The sequence below is a fragment of the Tenacibaculum haliotis genome, from assembly GCF_025215075.1.
GTDB lineage: Bacteria > Bacteroidota > Bacteroidia > Flavobacteriales > Flavobacteriaceae > Polaribacter > Polaribacter haliotis_B.
The window spans coordinates 143,255-160,194 of sequence record NZ_JAOBTH010000029.1 but is presented as its reverse complement, the minus strand read 5'-3'; the positions used below and the strand labels follow the sequence as shown (position 1 = coordinate 160,194).

The 16,940-nt window shown below is 29.7% G+C and carries 16 protein-coding genes; 10 read left to right on the top strand and 6 right to left on the bottom strand.

Annotation, left to right across the window (positions count from 1 at the left end; translation table 11 throughout):
* The first annotated feature begins 15 nt into the window (after positions 1-15).
* Positions 16-1,785, top strand: a complete 1,770-nt coding sequence (locus N2251_RS12475) for a cytochrome c oxidase subunit I (protein WP_260587060.1) — start codon at positions 16-18, stop codon at positions 1,783-1,785.
* Positions 1,786-2,018: 233 nt separating this feature from the next.
* The gene (gene recQ / locus N2251_RS12470; protein ID WP_312025123.1) at positions 2,019-4,133 is read left to right on the top strand and encodes a DNA helicase RecQ; all 2,115 of its coding nucleotides are present in this window, start codon (positions 2,019-2,021) and stop codon (positions 4,131-4,133) included.
* Positions 4,134-4,309: 176 nt separating this feature from the next.
* On the opposite strand, the gene N2251_RS12465 is transcribed toward recQ, so the two are convergent.
* The gene (locus N2251_RS12465) at positions 4,310-5,224 is read right to left on the bottom strand and encodes a helix-turn-helix transcriptional regulator (RefSeq protein ID WP_260587059.1); all 915 of its coding nucleotides are present in this window, start codon (positions 5,222-5,224) and stop codon (positions 4,310-4,312) included.
* Between the two features lie 124 nt (positions 5,225-5,348).
* Here N2251_RS12465 and N2251_RS12460 point away from each other — a divergent pair, with 124 nt between their 5' ends.
* From N2251_RS12460 to N2251_RS12425, 8 genes are all read left to right on the top strand, one after another.
* Positions 5,349-5,642 carry a TM2 domain-containing protein gene (locus N2251_RS12460; RefSeq protein ID WP_260587058.1) on the top strand — a complete coding sequence of 98 codons (294 nt, stop codon included), beginning with the start codon at positions 5,349-5,351 and terminating at the stop codon, positions 5,640-5,642.
* Between the two features lie 246 nt (positions 5,643-5,888).
* Complete coding sequence (locus N2251_RS12455; RefSeq protein WP_260587057.1) at positions 5,889-6,743, top strand: hypothetical protein; 855 nt, start codon at positions 5,889-5,891, stop codon at positions 6,741-6,743.
* Between the two features lie 10 nt (positions 6,744-6,753).
* Positions 6,754-7,476, top strand: coding sequence for a hypothetical protein (locus N2251_RS12450; RefSeq protein ID WP_260587056.1), 723 nt, complete (start codon positions 6,754-6,756; stop codon positions 7,474-7,476).
* The gene (locus N2251_RS12445; protein ID WP_260587055.1) at positions 7,473-8,411 is read left to right on the top strand and encodes an HNH endonuclease; all 939 of its coding nucleotides are present in this window, start codon (positions 7,473-7,475) and stop codon (positions 8,409-8,411) included. Before N2251_RS12450 ends, N2251_RS12445 begins: the two co-directional genes overlap by 4 nt.
* Before the next feature lie 307 nt (positions 8,412-8,718).
* The gene (locus tag N2251_RS12440; protein ID WP_260587054.1) at positions 8,719-9,225 is read left to right on the top strand and encodes a GbsR/MarR family transcriptional regulator; all 507 of its coding nucleotides are present in this window, start codon (positions 8,719-8,721) and stop codon (positions 9,223-9,225) included.
* A gap of 38 nt (positions 9,226-9,263) precedes the next feature.
* Complete coding sequence (locus N2251_RS12435; protein WP_260587053.1) at positions 9,264-9,635, top strand: hypothetical protein; 372 nt, start codon at positions 9,264-9,266, stop codon at positions 9,633-9,635.
* Positions 9,632-9,976 (top strand): hypothetical protein, encoded by a 345-nt coding sequence (locus N2251_RS12430; protein WP_260587052.1) that lies wholly within the window; start codon positions 9,632-9,634, stop codon positions 9,974-9,976. The genes N2251_RS12435 and N2251_RS12430 overlap by 4 nt, the downstream gene beginning before the upstream one ends.
* Before the next feature lie 2 nt (positions 9,977-9,978).
* On the top strand, positions 9,979-10,353 hold the full coding sequence (locus N2251_RS12425; RefSeq protein WP_260587051.1) for a hypothetical protein: 375 nt from the start codon (positions 9,979-9,981) through the stop codon (positions 10,351-10,353).
* Positions 10,354-10,449: 96 nt separating this feature from the next.
* On the opposite strand, the gene N2251_RS12420 is transcribed toward N2251_RS12425, so the two are convergent.
* From N2251_RS12420 to N2251_RS12400, 5 genes are all read right to left on the bottom strand, one after another.
* Entirely contained in the window at positions 10,450-13,881 is a 3,432-nt protein-coding gene (locus N2251_RS12420; protein WP_260587050.1) for a methylmalonyl-CoA mutase family protein, read from the bottom strand.
* 70 nt (positions 13,882-13,951) lie between these two features.
* Complete coding sequence (locus N2251_RS12415; protein WP_260587049.1) at positions 13,952-14,275, bottom strand: hypothetical protein; 324 nt, start codon at positions 14,273-14,275, stop codon at positions 13,952-13,954.
* A gap of 232 nt (positions 14,276-14,507) precedes the next feature.
* On the bottom strand, positions 14,508-15,446 hold the full coding sequence (locus tag N2251_RS12410; RefSeq protein ID WP_260587048.1) for a hypothetical protein: 939 nt from the start codon (positions 15,444-15,446) through the stop codon (positions 14,508-14,510).
* A 6-nt stretch (positions 15,447-15,452) separates the two neighbouring features.
* A complete protein-coding gene (locus N2251_RS12405; protein WP_260587047.1) occupies positions 15,453-16,397 on the bottom strand; it encodes a DUF6175 family protein in 945 nt (314 codons plus the stop codon).
* Positions 16,398-16,408: 11 nt separating this feature from the next.
* A complete protein-coding gene (locus N2251_RS12400) occupies positions 16,409-16,939 on the bottom strand; it encodes a hypothetical protein (RefSeq protein ID WP_260587046.1) in 531 nt (176 codons plus the stop codon).
* Position 16,940 lies beyond the last annotated feature (1 nt).

Below are 16,940 nucleotides of genomic sequence, written 5' to 3'. Positions count from 1 at the left end.
GTATATATATAGATTATGTCAGATCACCATCACAAAGAAACATTTGTAACCAAATACATCTTCAGTCAAGATCATAAAATGATCTCGAAACAATTTCTTGTTACGGGTATATTTATGGGAGTTATAGGAGGTTTTATGTCTATGTTATTTCGTTTGCAAATTGCATGGCCAGAAACATCATTTTCAATCATTGAAGCATTTTTAGGAGACCATCAAACAGATGGAATCATGAATCCTGATATGTACTTAGCATTGGTTACAATTCACGGTACAATAATGGTGTTTTTTGTATTAACTGCTGGTTTAAGTGGTACATTTTCAAACTTATTAATTCCATTACAAATCGGTGCTCGTGACATGGCTTCTGGTTTCTTAAACATGATATCTTACTGGTTATTTTTCTTATCATCAGTAATCATGATTATTTCATTATTTGTTGAAGCAGGACCTGCTTCAGCTGGATGGACAATTTATCCACCTTTATCTGCATTGCCACAAGCAATACCAGGTTCAGGAATGGGAATGACGTTATGGTTAGTTTCTATGGCTATTTTCGTTGCATCTTCATTAATGGGATCGTTAAACTATATTGTTACGATTTTAAATTTACGTACAAAAGGAATGAAAATGACAAGATTGCCGCTAACAATGTGGGCTTTCTTTATCACTGCTATTATTGGTGTTATTTCTTTCCCTGTATTATTATCTGCAGCATTATTATTAATAATGGATAGAGGTTTTGGAACTTCATTTTTCTTATCAGATATTTTTATCTCAGGAGAAGTATTACATTATCAAGGAGGATCGCCTGTATTATTTGAACACTTATTTTGGTTCTTAGGTCACCCTGAAGTATATATTATTTTATTACCAGCATTAGGACTTACTTCTGAAGTAATTTCAACAAATGCTCGTAAACCAATTTTTGGATACCGTGCAATGATCGGATCAATCATCGCGATTGCTTTCTTATCAACAATTGTATGGGGTCACCATATGTTTATTACAGGAATGAATCCTTTCTTAGGATCTGTATTTACATTTACAACGGTATTAATTGCAATTCCATCTGCTGTAAAAGCATTTAATTATGTAACAACTTTATGGAAAGGTAACTTACAATTAAACCCTGCCATGTTATTCTCTATCGGATTAGTTTCTACATTCGTAACAGGAGGTTTAACAGGATTAGTTTTAGGGGATTCAGCTTTAGATATTAACGTACATGATACGTATTTCGTAGTAGCGCATTTCCACTTAGTAATGGGGGTATCTGCTTTATTAGGAATGTTTGCTGGTGTATATCACTGGTTTCCTAAAATGTATGGTAGAATGATGAATAAGACATTAGGTTATTGGCACTTTTGGTTAACTATTATTGCGGCTTACGGAGTATTCTTCCCGATGCACTTTGTTGGTTTAGCTGGTTTACCACGTCGTTATTATACGAATTCAAACTTTCCAATGTTTGACGATTTAGTAGAAATCAACGTATTCATGACATTAATGGCATTTGTTGGAGGAGCTGCTCAGTTAATTTTCTTAGCAAACTTCTTTATCTCTATGTATAGAGGTCAGAAAGCGACACAAAACCCTTGGAAGTCGAATACTTTAGAATGGACTACTCCAGTAGAACATATTCACGGAAACTGGCCAGGAGCAATTCCTGAAGTTCACAGATGGGCATATGATTATAGTAAAACTGATGAAAATGATGAGTATGTACACGGAAAAGATTTCGTATTACAAACCACCCCATTATTAGACGGAGAAGAGCCATCTTAAGATAAAGAATAAGTAATCAAGATAGATTACGTTTTAAAAAGCTGAACAATAATTATTGTTCAGCTTTTTTTATATCTAAATATTAATAATACATATTTGTTTGGTTTAAGATTGATAAAAGGTGCATTAGAACAGGTATATGTTATTAGAATCGATTATTAGCCTAACCTATTATTTTGCTGAAAGCCATTATATATAATTTATAGCGTATATTTTATCATTATTTTTGCAATATGATGCAGCTTACAGAAAAAGACTTACTTGTAAAATTAAAAGCAAATTTTGGTTATGATAGCTTTCGGTTACAGCAACAAGCAATTATCGAAAATGTTTTAAATAATAAAGATACCTTGGTAATTATGCCAACTGGTGGAGGGAAATCGATATGTTTTCAATTGCCAGCATTATTTTTTGAAGGTATCACCGTAGTTGTTTCTCCGCTAATAGCCTTAATGAAAGATCAGGTAGATAGTTTAAAAGCAAATGGTATTGCAGCCACTTATTATAACAGTAGTCAATCATCCGAAGAACAACAACAAGTTTTTGATTCGGTTATAAATAAAACTGTAAAGCTGTTGTATGTGGCTCCAGAAAGTTTATCGTTACTTCAAAATATTTTAAATCCAAATTACGTTAGTTGTATTGCGATTGATGAAGCACACTGTATTTCTGCTTGGGGTCATGATTTTAGACCGTCGTATAAACAATTATCATTTTTAAAAAGAATACTACCAAATGTTCCTATTGTGGCGTTAACCGCAACTGCGGATAAAGCTACACAAGAAGATATTTTAGAGCAATTAGCAATGCCGCATGCTACTAAATATGTAAGTTCTTTTAATAGAGAAAACATCAGTTTAGAAGTTCGACCTGCAAACGACAGAGTTCAGCAAATTATTAAATTCATCAATAAAAAACCGAATGAAGCTGGTATTGTATATTGTTTAAGTAGAAAAGCTACGGAACAATTAGCAAGTAAATTAAAGCAGCAAAATATAAATGCGAAGGCATATCATGCAGGATTAAATTTTGAGGAACGCGCCAAGAACCAAGAAGACTTTATTAAAGACGAGGTTCAAATTATTTGTGCTACCGTTGCCTTTGGTATGGGAATCGATAAATCTAACGTGCGTTGGGTGATTCATTATAATATGCCTAAAAATATCGAAGGATATTATCAGGAAATCGGTCGTTCTGGGCGTGACGGATTACCAGCACAAGCACTACTTTTTCATAGTTATGCTGATGTAATTCAGCTACGTCAGTTTATAGCAAATACAAGTAACAAAGAAGTTCAGGAAGCAAAGTTAGATAGAATGAAGCAGTTTGCAGAAGCAACTGTGTGTAGACGGAAAATATTGTTGAGTTATTTTGGAGAACTGATTGAGGAAAATTGTGGTAATTGTGATGTTTGTAAAAATCCTGTGCAGTTTTTTGATGGAACAATTATAGCGCAAAAAGCACTTTCTGCAATTTATCGACTGCAAGAAAAAGAAGCCATGGGTACGGTGATTGATGTTTTACGTGGCGCAAAAAATGCGGCGGTTTTAGATAAAAATTATCAAAATTTAAAAACATACGGAATAGGAAATGATATTTCTTGGCAACATTGGCAACATTATATTATTCAATTGATAAACCAAGGATATTGCCAAATAGCGTTTCACTTAAACAATACGTTACATTTAACAGATTTTTCTAAAAAAGTACTTTTCGATAAAGAAAAAATTCAATTAACAACTCCAGTTGAATTCAAATCAACTGAAAAAGCTATTAAAGCAAAAGGTAAAAAAACATCGAAATCAGCCGTAAAAGATACTTTATTTGAACGTTTACGTAAATTACGATACAGAATTGCACAGGAAGAAAATATTGCAGCCTATTTAGTTTTTAGTGATGCTACTTTACGTGAGTTAGAAAACGAGCGTCCACAAACAGATAATGCTTTTTTAGCGATTAGCGGAGTAGGGCAACGTAAATTAGAAGTGTATGGTGGAGAATTCATGGAAGAGATTAAAACTTTTGTAAAAGAGAAAAAGAAAGGTAAAAAAGATACAACGCTCGAAACCTATAATTTATACAAAGAAGGTTTTTCGATTGATGAAATAGCAGATAAAAGAAATTTAAAAGCACAAACAATATTTTCACATTTATCTAAATTATATTTAGAAGGAAAAGATGTGAGTTTAGATGAATTTATTGATGCGACAACTATTAAGTTAATAGCGAACGCAAAAAAAGTATTAAAAAACGAACCGACTTTAAAGCCTTATTTCGAGTTTTTAGGAGAGAAAATTCCGTACGAGCAAATACGTATTGGATTGACGATTTTACAGAAAAGAAGATAAAATAATGTGAGTTTGATGTAAAAATGTTGATTTTTTAAATTGTCACTTCGAGTGATTTTCGATAGAAAATTATATCGAGAAGTATAATTTAAAACGAAAAAAGTTGTCTTCGATACTAAATTATTTCAGAATTTCACTCGAACAAATATTTTTTTACACCTTGAAATCACGCTTAATTAATCTAAGACATCATTATATAACAACAATAAATCCCGTAATTCTAAAGCAATTTGTTTTCTTAAAACAGCAGGTGTAATAACTTCAATTCTACTTCCATATTTTAAAATTTGCTGACGCAATTCAACAGTGTTTCCAACAAATAATTTAAGAATAAAATAGGTAGTATTTTCTTCAATTATTTCTTGATTTTTATAAATAGGTGTGGTTTTAATATATTCTTTTTGACTATTATCAATCTTTAATTTTATTATTTGAGGTTTTATCGTTTCTTCATTAAAACTAACTCCAACCACATATTGTAGTTCTTCGTCAACTCTATCTAAATTTATGTTTATATTTTTACTTGTAATTATTAGGTTAGAAATTCTGTCTATAGCAAAAGTTCTGTAGCCATTATCAGTTTCGCCAATAGCATACCATCTATTTTGATATTCTTTTAAAGCATAGGGTTTAAAGCAATACGTTTTAATAATATTATTTTTTTGATAATTAATGTGGCTAAATGTAATTTCTTTTTTCTTTTGTATGGCTTCAAAAATATCATTAAAAACATCAATATTAAACTCTAAAGCATTGGGTTCAAATAAAATGTATTGCATGTGTTTTTGCGACATTTGCAACGCTTTTTGATACGCGATAGCCATCGATTGGTATTTTATAAAATGCGAATACAATTCATTACAACCATCTAAAAGTAACGAATAATAGCCTTTTACGGTATCGTCTATTTTAAAACCAGTTTCCTTTAAACTTTTAATATCATTACTTAGTGTACTAGTGCTATTGCTGTGCCCTTTTATATTTAAGTGCGTAAGTAACTCTTTACTCGTTTTATTGCCTTCTTTTAAAAAGTTAATAATAACTATTTGACGTTGAATTTTTTTGCTGATAGTTGTTTTTATGCTCTTCATTGTATTAGTAGCTTTTAAACAAAAGTAGTATTTGATTTTCCATAAAAATAGGAAAACGTTTTGTTTTCCCAATTTCGTGGAAAACGATGATTTTACTTTGTGGTATAATTAAAAACAAATTATTATGAACAAACAAGTATTACAAAGTCAATTAAAAGATTCGGGAAAAGCGTATTTATTTTATTTTTTTGGAGGAGCGCATTATGCGTATTTAGGAAACTGGGGAACACAAATTTTATTCTGGTTCACAGGTGGAGGTTTATTTATTTGGGCATTTATTGATATGTTTAGAATATCAAGTATTGTACAGCAACATAACATGCCTATTTTACAGCAAATTTCAGATTTAGAAAAAAGAGAAAAAGATGAAGACTTTCAAAAACAAATGATGATGATGCAAGCTGTGAAAAATGGGTAGGGAAATTAACAATACTTATAGTGTTTATCGCTTTAAATAGTTGCAATTCTTTCAAAACAAATGTAATTGTAAACTCTATGTATAAAACGTTAGTAAATGGTATTTATATCGGAGGAATTAGTATGAAATCACTACAAACTTACGATCTTATTACAACTGGAAAACTTAAGTTTTATTAATAAAAAAAGAAAAATAGATTCATTTTAATTAATGAATTTATTTTTTATATTTACTTAAAAAAATAATATGAATAAAAAATATGTTTATCTAATACTTATTTTTGTTAATCTTAATTTGTTAGCACAAGAAAAAGGAAGATGGGAAAAAGTTAAATCTTATTTTAATTCAGTTGATAGTTTACAAAGTAAAAGACTTATAGTATATAATGATTTTTCATTTAATAAAATGAAAATAATTTCTAATAATTTAGAACAAGTAGATATAAAACTAAACGAAGATAAAGAAATAAAACAAGTTGATTTTTTTAAAGAAAATAAAATTGTAGAAACTTTAAACGATGATTATTATTTTATAAATTCAAATAATAATTTATTCTCTATTCTTGATGATAAAATACAAGTAATTAATACATTAAATGATAAGAAATCATCATTTGATTTTTATTTGTTAGAACACATTTTAAAAATAACCCTTACATTAAATGATGAAATAGATGAAGTTTTTATTGCAAATTCTTGTTTTGAAAAGGAATACGATGAAGAAGGCGCCTTTATAGGGAATAATATTATTTTAAAAGAAGTATTACCTGATAATGTAACACAAATCGTACTTAAAGGAGATAAGTATATTTACTTATATAAAGTTAAGTATTCATTAAAAGATGGAATAAAAGTTTTTGCTGATGATACTGGTATATTTAGATATCAACTATCAGGTCATTGGACTTATAGTAATTCTGCTATTGAGGAAGTTTATTTAAACATCAATCAAACAGATGTGAAAACTATAAGAACTAAATATACAGATTTCAAGTATTCTTTAAGTAAGGACAAGTTCGTTTGGAGGTCAAATAATCATGAGCAAACATATTCATTAAAAAAAATAACTAAAATATCTGAAATTCTAAATGAATTATTCTAAAATAGTATTGATGTTCTGTCTTTTTTCATGTAGTGATTTCTATCCTCAAATGTTTGAAAATAAAATAGATAAAGAGCTAGAAAGAGTAAAAAAAAATAAGGTAGAAATTTTTTATGATAATTTTGAAGATAAATTAAAACTTTTAGTTGATTGGGAGTTAAAAGAACTATATAAAACAAGAAAACAAATATTTTTTTTAACAAAGAACCTTCCAGAAAAAGATAAGTTAAAAATACAATTTGAAAAATTCAATGAATGGAAGCATACGATTTCTGAAAAAGAAATTGAGTTAGATTATTGGTATTTAGAAAAAATATCGGAAATAAATGAAATATATAACTGTCATGATAAAAATTGTTTCAAAAAAAACTTACAAATTGAAGGGAGGTTTTTGAAATTTGTAATTAGGATTGTAAATGAAAATAATGATTTGGTGAAAGAAATTGGAGTTATAAAAACTAATGTCAATAAAAATCTTGAATATCTGTCTAATACTCTTAATACCGCAAGTGTGTTTTTAATGTTAACTCCTGAGCCTGCTGTAAGTAAAGGAGCAGTCGTTATAATCGAAGCAGTAAGTGTTTTTGTGGTATTAACTAATTCAAAATTAAATGATTATTTTGAAGATATAAAAGAAAAGTTAATAAAGAATTTTTCAAATTATTATATTCAAGGCTTTTTAATAAATGATAAAATGAATAATTTAGATATTTTAAAAAACATCAATAAATGAAAAAAATAATACTTATTATTTTTTTAGCTACAAACCTACCTGTTTCTTCTCAAAAAACTAAGATTATAACAGCTGGGATTAAAGCAGTTTCGAAAAAAGGGATATCTAAAAAAATCTCAACTAAAACATCAATAAAGTCATTAGAAACATTCCGCTTTTCACCAAAAAAATCATTGGAAAAATCAACTTATAAGTTGTCTCCAAAAGAAAGTAAAGTTTTTTTGAATAGAGTTTTTTCTGAAAAAAGAGCAACTGAGGTGTACAAGAACCTAGGTCATGAAAACATTAATAGAATTCATAAATTATTACCCAAAAACTCTCCCAAAGAATTAAAAAAAGTATTTATTTCAGATTTTGAAAAAAATCCAAAACTACTTACTTTATATGAAAATGATAATTTACTTAATTGTTGTTATAAAAAGATTATGAATATGGGAGCGAGCTATAGACGAGATTTAACCTTTATTAAACAAATAAAACAAGGAGTTTCACCTATAAAAATAAATACGATTAATCAAGGTAAAGCGGGTAAAACTATTAATGGTGTTTTTTTTAGATTGAAGGAGATAACATTACCAAATGGGCTAAGAATTAAAGGTGTTTTTCCTGATTTTAAAAAGCATTCTATTTTTGAAGTTACTATACCTAACCACAGCATGTTAAAAACTGATAATTCCCAGTTCAATTTAGCCTTTTTAAAATTGAAAAACTCATTAAAGAGAAGTACTGAATTACAAGAAAAATTCCCAAAGAAAATTGTAGATGAAATAAGTTCTAGAAAATTAAGTATTTCAAAATCGAATAATCGAGTTAAAGGTCATGTGTGGCATCACACAGAAGATGGAACTTTGCAACTTATTAAAAGAGAAATACACGATGCTGCAAGACATACTGGGGGTAGAGCTATTTATGGTGCAGGAAGTACATTAAGGTAGTTAGAGTTCTCTTACAAATCTTACAATCGTCTTTTTCTTGAAGTTCGCCAACTAGTTTTCCATCAGTATTCAAAACATAACCAAAGCAACCCATAAAACGTCAGTTCGAGTAATTTTAATGTAGTGAAACGGAATGAAAATTGTATCGAGAACTAGTAAGGACCTTCTCAATAGAAAATTATTTCCCATTTACATTTCAATAATTTCACTCGAAGTGATAGGTGTTATGAAAATTAGAATGGTTAAATTTAAATATTTTATTTTCAATAATTATTGAAAGTTTAATAATAAGTTGTATATTTGCCATATGGATTTAGATGACGCAAAATTAAAATACATTCATACTTGGGGAAGTTTAGCTACAAGTTGGGGAATTAATAAAACAATGGCGCAAGTACACGCGTTGTTGTTGGTGTCAACCAAACCAATGTCTGCAGATGCTATTATGGAAACTCTAAAAATATCTAGAGGAAACGTAAATATGAATGTAAGAGCATTAATTGATTGGGGAATTGTAAGTAAAGAGTTTGTAATAGGAGAGCGTAAGGAGTTTTTTGTTGCTGATAAAGATATTTGGGAGTTGTTTAAGCAAGTTACCAAAGAACGAAAGAAAAGAGAGATTGAACCAGTTTTAAAAGTGTTAGATGAGTTACAAAACGATGTAAATGATAATTCTGAAGAAGCAATGGAGTTTAAAAAAGTGATGAAAGATTTAGCTACCGTAACAAATACAGTTAATTCTATTCTTGATAGAACAATTAAGGCTGATGAGCATTGGTTACTATCAAGTTTTACCAAAATGATTAAAAAGTAAAAAAATTTAAAATAAAATTTTCAATAATTTCTGAAACTATGAAAATAAATATCTCAATAATGACCTGGATTAATAGAGTTTTAATGATTCCATTTTTAGTGCTCTTAATTTTATCAATTTTAGAAAATGATTTCCTCTCTTTAGCGGCTATTTTAGCTTTTGTGATAGGCGTTTTTCAAGTGTTTTCATTCTTGCTCACCTTATTTTATTCGGGAAGTATTAACAAGTTTGAGCGAAAATTAATGTTGATTTATGGTATAGCAGTTGTACTTTATTTTGGTGCTTGTTTTTTTGTAAGTGAATATAATTTCAATAAAAATGATATTATTTATTACATATTATGTGCTATACCAGTAGTCTTATCAATTCATTGGACTTCTATTTTAGAAATGATAAAAAAAGAAATATGAGTCAGTTTACATACATAATATACCTATTATTATCAAGTACAATTGTTCTTTGGGTAGGAGAGGCTTGTTATAAAAACGGACAAATATATATTCTAAATTATTTTCCTGATAGAATCAATTTTGGAAACGGCATAAATAATCTTTTAAGAATAGCTTATTATTTATTAAACATTGGTTTAATCGTTTGGAGTTTAAATACAATGAATCCTATAAATAGTTTAGAAGAAGTAATACTAGAAATAACAAAGAGGTTGAGTTATATGATTCTTATAATTGCCTCACTGCATTTTATTAATATTTATACAGTTTATTTAATTCACAAACATTTTAAAAATCAATAACTATGAACACTTCATTAGAATTAATCGCCTACATTATTTATTTACCAATAGCAATAGGATTAACAACGTTTGTATCATATCACCTTTTTAAAAACAGTAAAATATTTATGTTAGATATTTTTCATCAAAAGGTAGAAATTGCAATGGCAACAAATAAACTTTTTAAAATCGGTTTTTATTTATTAAACGTTGGTTTTGCGCTACGTATTTTAGAAATATATAGTTTATCTAGTTATAAAGATTTAGTTGAAACTTTAAGTGCTAAAATAGGAGGATTCTCTATTTACTTAGGAGTTGTAATGATGTTTTTTATCCTCTTCTTTTTAAAAGGAAGAAAAGCAAGTAAACAAACTACTTTAGAGGTTGAAAATAAATAACAACTGAAAACATTACAAATTACAGGAAGAAAAGAGCATAAAAAAACCTCACAAATTAATGTGAGGTTTTTAATATTTATCAGAAGGCATTGCCTTTTACATATTACGCCTATATTGTCCACCAACTTTAAATAAAGCTTCGGTAATTTGACCTAAAGAACAGAATTTTGTAGCTTCCATCAACTTATCAAATAAGTTTTCATTCTGCACAGCAGCTTCCTGTAAAATTGCTAGTTGTTCTTGCACTTTTCCGTCGTTAGCTTTGTTTAAAATGCTTTTTGTTTTTATTTGATATTGCTTTTCTTCTTCCGTTGCACGGATAACTTCCGCAGGTTGTACTGTTGGAGAACCTTTAGAACTCAAGAAGGTATTCACTCCAATAATTGGGAATTCTCCTGTATGTTTTAAAGTCTCATAATACAAACTTTCCTCTTGTATTTTACTACGCTGATACATGGTTTCCATCGCTCCTAAAACACCACCACGTTCGGTAATTCTATCAAACTCTAACAATACTGCTTCTTCAACTAAATCGGTTAATTCTTCAATAATAAAAGCGCCTTGAATTGGATTTTCATTTTTAGTTAAACCTAATTCTTTATTGATAATTAACTGAATTGCCATTGCTCTACGTACCGATTCTTCAGTAGGTGTTGTAATCGCTTCATCATACGCATTGGTGTGTAATGAATTACAGTTGTCGTTAATAGCATATAAAGCTTGTAATGTTGTACGGATATCGTTAAAATCAATTTCCTGAGCATGTAAAGAACGACCAGAAGTTTGAATATGATATTTTAACATTTGTGCTCTAGAGTTGGCACCGTATTTATGTTTTAATGCTTTTGCCCAAATTTTACGAGCAACACGACCAATTACTGAATATTCCGCATCGATTCCGTTAGAGAAAAAGAACGATAAGTTTGGTCCAAATTTATTAATATCCATACCACGAGACAAGTAGTATTCTACATAGGTAAATCCGTTAGATAATGTCAACGCTAATTGTGTAATTGGGTTGGCACCAGCTTCAGCAATATGATACCCAGAAATTGATACTGAATAAAAATTACGAACTTGTTCTTTAATAAAATATTCTTGTACATCTCCCATTAAACGCAAGGCGAATTCTGTAGAGAAAATACACGTATTTTGAGCCTGATCTTCTTTTAAAATATCAGCTTGTACCGTACCACGAACTTGTGCTAAGGTTGTTTTTTTAATTTCAGCATATACATCCGCAGGTAAAATCATATCACCTGTTAAACCTAAAAGCATTAAACCTAAACCATCATTTCCTTCAGGTAATTTACCTTGATAAACAGGTCTTTCTAGATCTTTTGAATCGTAAATTTCTTTGAATTTCGCTTCAACTTGTTTTTCTAACTTATTTTCTTTGATGTATTTCTCACAATTCTGATCGATAGCAGCATTCATGAAAAAACCTAGCAGCATTGGTGCAGGCCCATTAATTGTTAAACTTACCGATGTTAAAGCATGCGTTAATTCGAAACCAGAAAATAATTTCTTGGCATCATCTAAACAACATATAGAAACTCCTGCGTTACCGATTTTTCCGTAGATATCTGGTCTTACTCCTGGGTCATTACCATATAAAGTAACCGAATCGAAAGCAGTAGATAAACGCTTTGCAGGCATTCCTAAACTTACGTAATGAAAACGTCTGTTCGTACGTTCTGGTCCTCCTTCACCAGCAAACATTCTTGTTGGATCTTCACCGGTTCTTTTAAATGGATACAATCCTGCGGTATAAGGAAACTCTCCCGGAACATTTTCTTGTAAATTCCAACGTAATAAATCTCCCCAGGCTTGGTATTTTGGCAAGGCTACTTTCGGAACTTGCGTATGTGATAAAGTTTCACTGTGAGTATCTATATTTATAACTTTATCTCTTACTTTAAAGCTATAAACAGGGTCTTTATATTTTTTTACTTTATCAGCCCAATTTAAAATAATCTCCCAGTTATGAGGATCGAGATTTAATTTTACTTTGTCGAATTGAGCTATTAATAATTTAATGAAATCTTGCTCGTCATTCTGAACTTGTTTCAGAATCGCATCAGAATCTAATCCAATTTTAGAAATGGCAACATTCGAATTTGTAATAGATTCGATAGTTTTATAAATACCATATAATTTTTGAGCAACGATAACTTGACTATCCACTTTTTTATCATAAGCTCTATTGCTTTCTGATATTTCAGATAAATAACGAACTCTACTTGGCGGAATTACAAATATCTTTTCAGACATTTCTTTGGTAATTTCCATCTTCGATTTTAAATCAACTCCAGTTTTTTCAATTAATTTATCCATAATACGTTTGTACAACGTATTCATTCCTGGATCATTAAATTGAGAAGCAATGGTTCCGAAAACCGGCATATCATCCATATGAACATCCCAAAGGTTGTTGTTACGCATGTATTGTTTCTTTACATCACGAATTGCATCTAAAGCACCACGTTTATCAAATTTGTTTAGAGCAACCAAATCAGCAAAATCAAGCATGTCGATTTTTTCTAACTGTGTTGCTGCTCCAAATTCAGGAGTCATTACATATAATGATGTATCAGAATGTTCTATAATTTCGGTATCCGATTGCCCGATACCTGAAGTTTCTAAAATGATTAAATCAAACTCAGCGGCTTTTAAAACTTGCACAGCTTCGTTTACATATTTAGATAATGCTAAATTAGATTGACGCGTAGCTAAAGAACGCATATAAACACGTTCGTTATTAATCGCATTCATACGAATACGGTCTCCTAATAAAGCACCTCCTGTTTTTCTTTTTGATGGATCAACAGAAATTAATCCAATTGTTTTTTCAGGGAAATCAATTAAAAATCGACGAACTAGCTCGTCAACTAAAGATGATTTTCCTGCTCCACCAGTTCCGGTAATTCCTAAAACCGGCGTTTTAGAATTTTTATTTTTTTCATGAATTGCCGCTAAAGTTTCTTTTGCTACTTCAGGGAAGTTTTCTGCCGAAGAAATAATACGCGCAATGCTTCCGATTTCTTTATCCGCTAAATGATCAATTTCATCGTTTAAAACATCACCAATTGCAAAATCAGAAGTTTTAACTAAATCGTTAATCATTCCTTGTAAACCAAGTTCACGACCATCATCAGGAGAATAAATACGTGTAATTCCATAATCCATCAATTCTTTGATTTCTTCAGGAAGAATTACACCACCACCACCACCAAAAATTCTGATATGGCTAGCTCCTTTTTCTTTTAATAAATCATACATGTATTTAAAATACTCATTGTGTCCTCCTTGGTAAGATGTAATCGCAATGGCATTTGCATCTTCCTGAATTGCACAATTAACTACTTCTTCAACACTTCTATCATGCCCAAGATGAATTACTTCTACTCCTGTAGATTGAATAATTCGACGCATAATATTTATGGCAGCATCATGACCATCAAATAATGCAGCAGCAGTTACAATTCGTACTTTATGTATAGGTTTATAGGGTGCTATTTGTTCCATTCGTAAATTTTATAAAAAATTGATGGGGCAATTTACGAATTTCTTAAAAGATATAAGAATTGTTTAAGGATTATAAATAGTTAAGAAAAGCCCAATGTTTTCTTTTTTCGATGTAGTATAAATTATTTTCGTTTAAATAAGCTTCACGTTCAAAGCTTAAATTTTTGTAGGCTTTTAATTTGTCTTTATATTTTAAAAATTTAATAAACCATTCTATAAAATAGAATAGAAAAAAGAAGATGATAAAAAGCTCTCGTTGTTGCTTTAAATGTATTTTTTCGTGATTTACAAGTTCTGCATTATGTTTTAAATCTTCTCTTTTTAAAAAGATAAAAGGATATAAGGTTACTCCAACAAATCCTTTAGGAACCATGTGTTTAGAAACGAGAATCATAAGTGGTTATGAGAAATTTATAGGTAAAAATACTCATTTATATTTTAGGAGATATTTTCTTTCGTAGATTTTTAAACAAACTGTTTCTTGTTAGTTGGTTTTTAAGTAGAAGTTTTTAGTACGGTGAAAAAAATAATAGTTCTATGCTAAATGTTCTATAAAACGATTTATAATAAAACGGTGCTTTGTTTTTAAAACAAAGCACCGTTTAAAATAATTTTAAAAATTGATGTTAACGCCAGCCACGAACATTATAGCTTACATTTTTTGGTTGGTTTTTACCGTATGCAACTCCAACATCTCTTGCTGCTTTAATATACGTTTTTTTCAGATCTAAAACTTTTAATTTATAGTTCCAGTCTCTATCTTTTAAATCTTTAACACGTTTTGCAATTTTAGCATATAACGTTTTAACTTGATTATAAGAAGAGGCTTTAGGTTCTACTTCACTTAATATAGCTGCGGCATCATTAGCAGCATCTATATCTTGATTCGCAATCCAAATACTTTTAGCTCTCGCTAACTTTTCTTTACAGTCTTTATCAATGATTTTTTGATAGGCTTTTTTAATTTTGTTTTCTATTTTAGAAAAACAAGTACTTGCTACAGGAACGCTTGTATAAAGAGCTAAAGCTTCTTTTAATTTTCCTTGAGCTTCTAATGAACCAGCTTTACTAATTATCTTACTACAATTGGCATTGTAATAATCAATTATTTTAGCTTTTCCGTTACTAATAAACTCTTGAACTGCTGGGTTTTTAGCTTTTAACCTTTTTATAGCGCTAATATATGCTTTGGTTTCATTAGAGCCAACTCCTTTTAATTGAAAAGATTCACTGGCAAATAAAGTACCATCTTTTCCATCACCAATATAAAGAGTAAGATCTAAATTTAAAGCAATTTTTACAGGAGCAGAACCTATAATATCTTTATTAGATACATTAATTAAAGGTACCATCACAAATCTAGCATTATAACCACTATTACTTATGCCGTTTTTAGTAATTATTTTGGTCAATTTGTTTGCCAAAATTCGCTTTGCAGAAGTAGGTATTCTTTCAGTTTGATTAGGAATAAAACTAGATAGAACAATTCCTTCGTTATTATTTTGCTGTGCAGAAACTTCGAAGAAACTAACTAAGAATAAACTAAATATTATATATTTTTTCATGTCTTTTTATTTTCCTCCTAAAATAATGGTAGCTCTACCTAAACCTTTCATAACCAGTTTATTTGGTATTTGATGAGTCTTTTTTAGGACTTTACTTAATTTTTTAACAAACCTACGAGCGTCAATAGCCCTTCCTTTCTCGTTAAAAAGAGGAATTCTTACTTGTTCAAATAAGGCCATATCTTCTGTCATATCAGTAGTGCTAAACCTCCCTTTAACAGTGTTGTCTGCAAGCCAATCTTCAATAATTGTACCTAATTCTTCACCTCCGTATTCAGTTTCTAAATCATCATCCCAATCATCCCACTTTTGTATTCTTACAATAATTTCTCTACCATTTTCAAACATATCATCAAAATGTGTTTGTAAAGAAGATGAAAAATTATCCATATGAGATAAAACTGCTTCTTCTAATAAAACAGGTATTTCTGCAGAAAAAGATTGAGCTCCTGTTCCGGAAGCAGATGCTACTTGTTTATCAGTATAAGAATCTAATCCTTGTAAGTTAAAAGTAATAGATTTTTTTGGACCTGTTTTATTTAACGTTAATGTTAATTGTAAAATAATATCTGCTTTAGCAATTGCTTTTAATTGATCAATTGGATTTTCATTTACACTTGCACCTGTTTCTTTAGAGCTACGCATTGCATTTTCAGCAGCGTTAGATTCTAATGTTTTAATAGCAGATTCCATATTTTTTAAAGGAAACCCTCTTTCAGCCATCATCTGGTTTATTTTACTAATTGTTAGTAAAAGATATGTGCTTTCTTGAAAGGCTCTTTTATAATCAGGTACTTTTACGATATTACCTTGATTTCGATAGGTTTTCATCCATCCATTTTGATTACAAAGTACATCACTAGGCACGACCATTAAAGTTGGTTTCTTTGCTTGTGAAAACACGATACTTGTAAGTACAGTAAATAATAATGTTATAAATATTTTCTTCATGTTATTTTTTTTTAAAAACCAGCATCTAAGCTTTTGATTATACCAGCGTTTTCTAATTCTTTTCTAAGTTCATCTTTATTTACAGAGACAACAATACCTATTTTGTACATTTTTTTGCTAACTTTTAATCTATCTCCAGCAGCAATTGCACCATCGTTAGAAGCGGTAACAAATTTCATGTATTTACCTCCGTCTTTAAAAAAATTTGTAAAAAAACTTTTCTTTTCACTTTCTAAATTAGAATTTCTGGCTAATGGTTTTTGAGATTTACAACCTTGTTTACCTGCAGTAAATCCTTTAAATATAACACCATGTACAGCATTTCTTTTTGCTTTTTCGATAGCGAGTCTTGGCTTTTTAGAATACGACCAAACTTTTACAAGATAAGTTCCTTGTTTTCCTGTACTCATACAGTCTAACTCGTAACGCCATTCGTGAGTGTCTTTGGTTTTTTTGTTTTTACGTCTTTGAGCATTTGTATTTAAAGAGAATGCAAATATTGCTACGAGTAGTATTGTTATACTTTTAATGTGTTTTTTCATG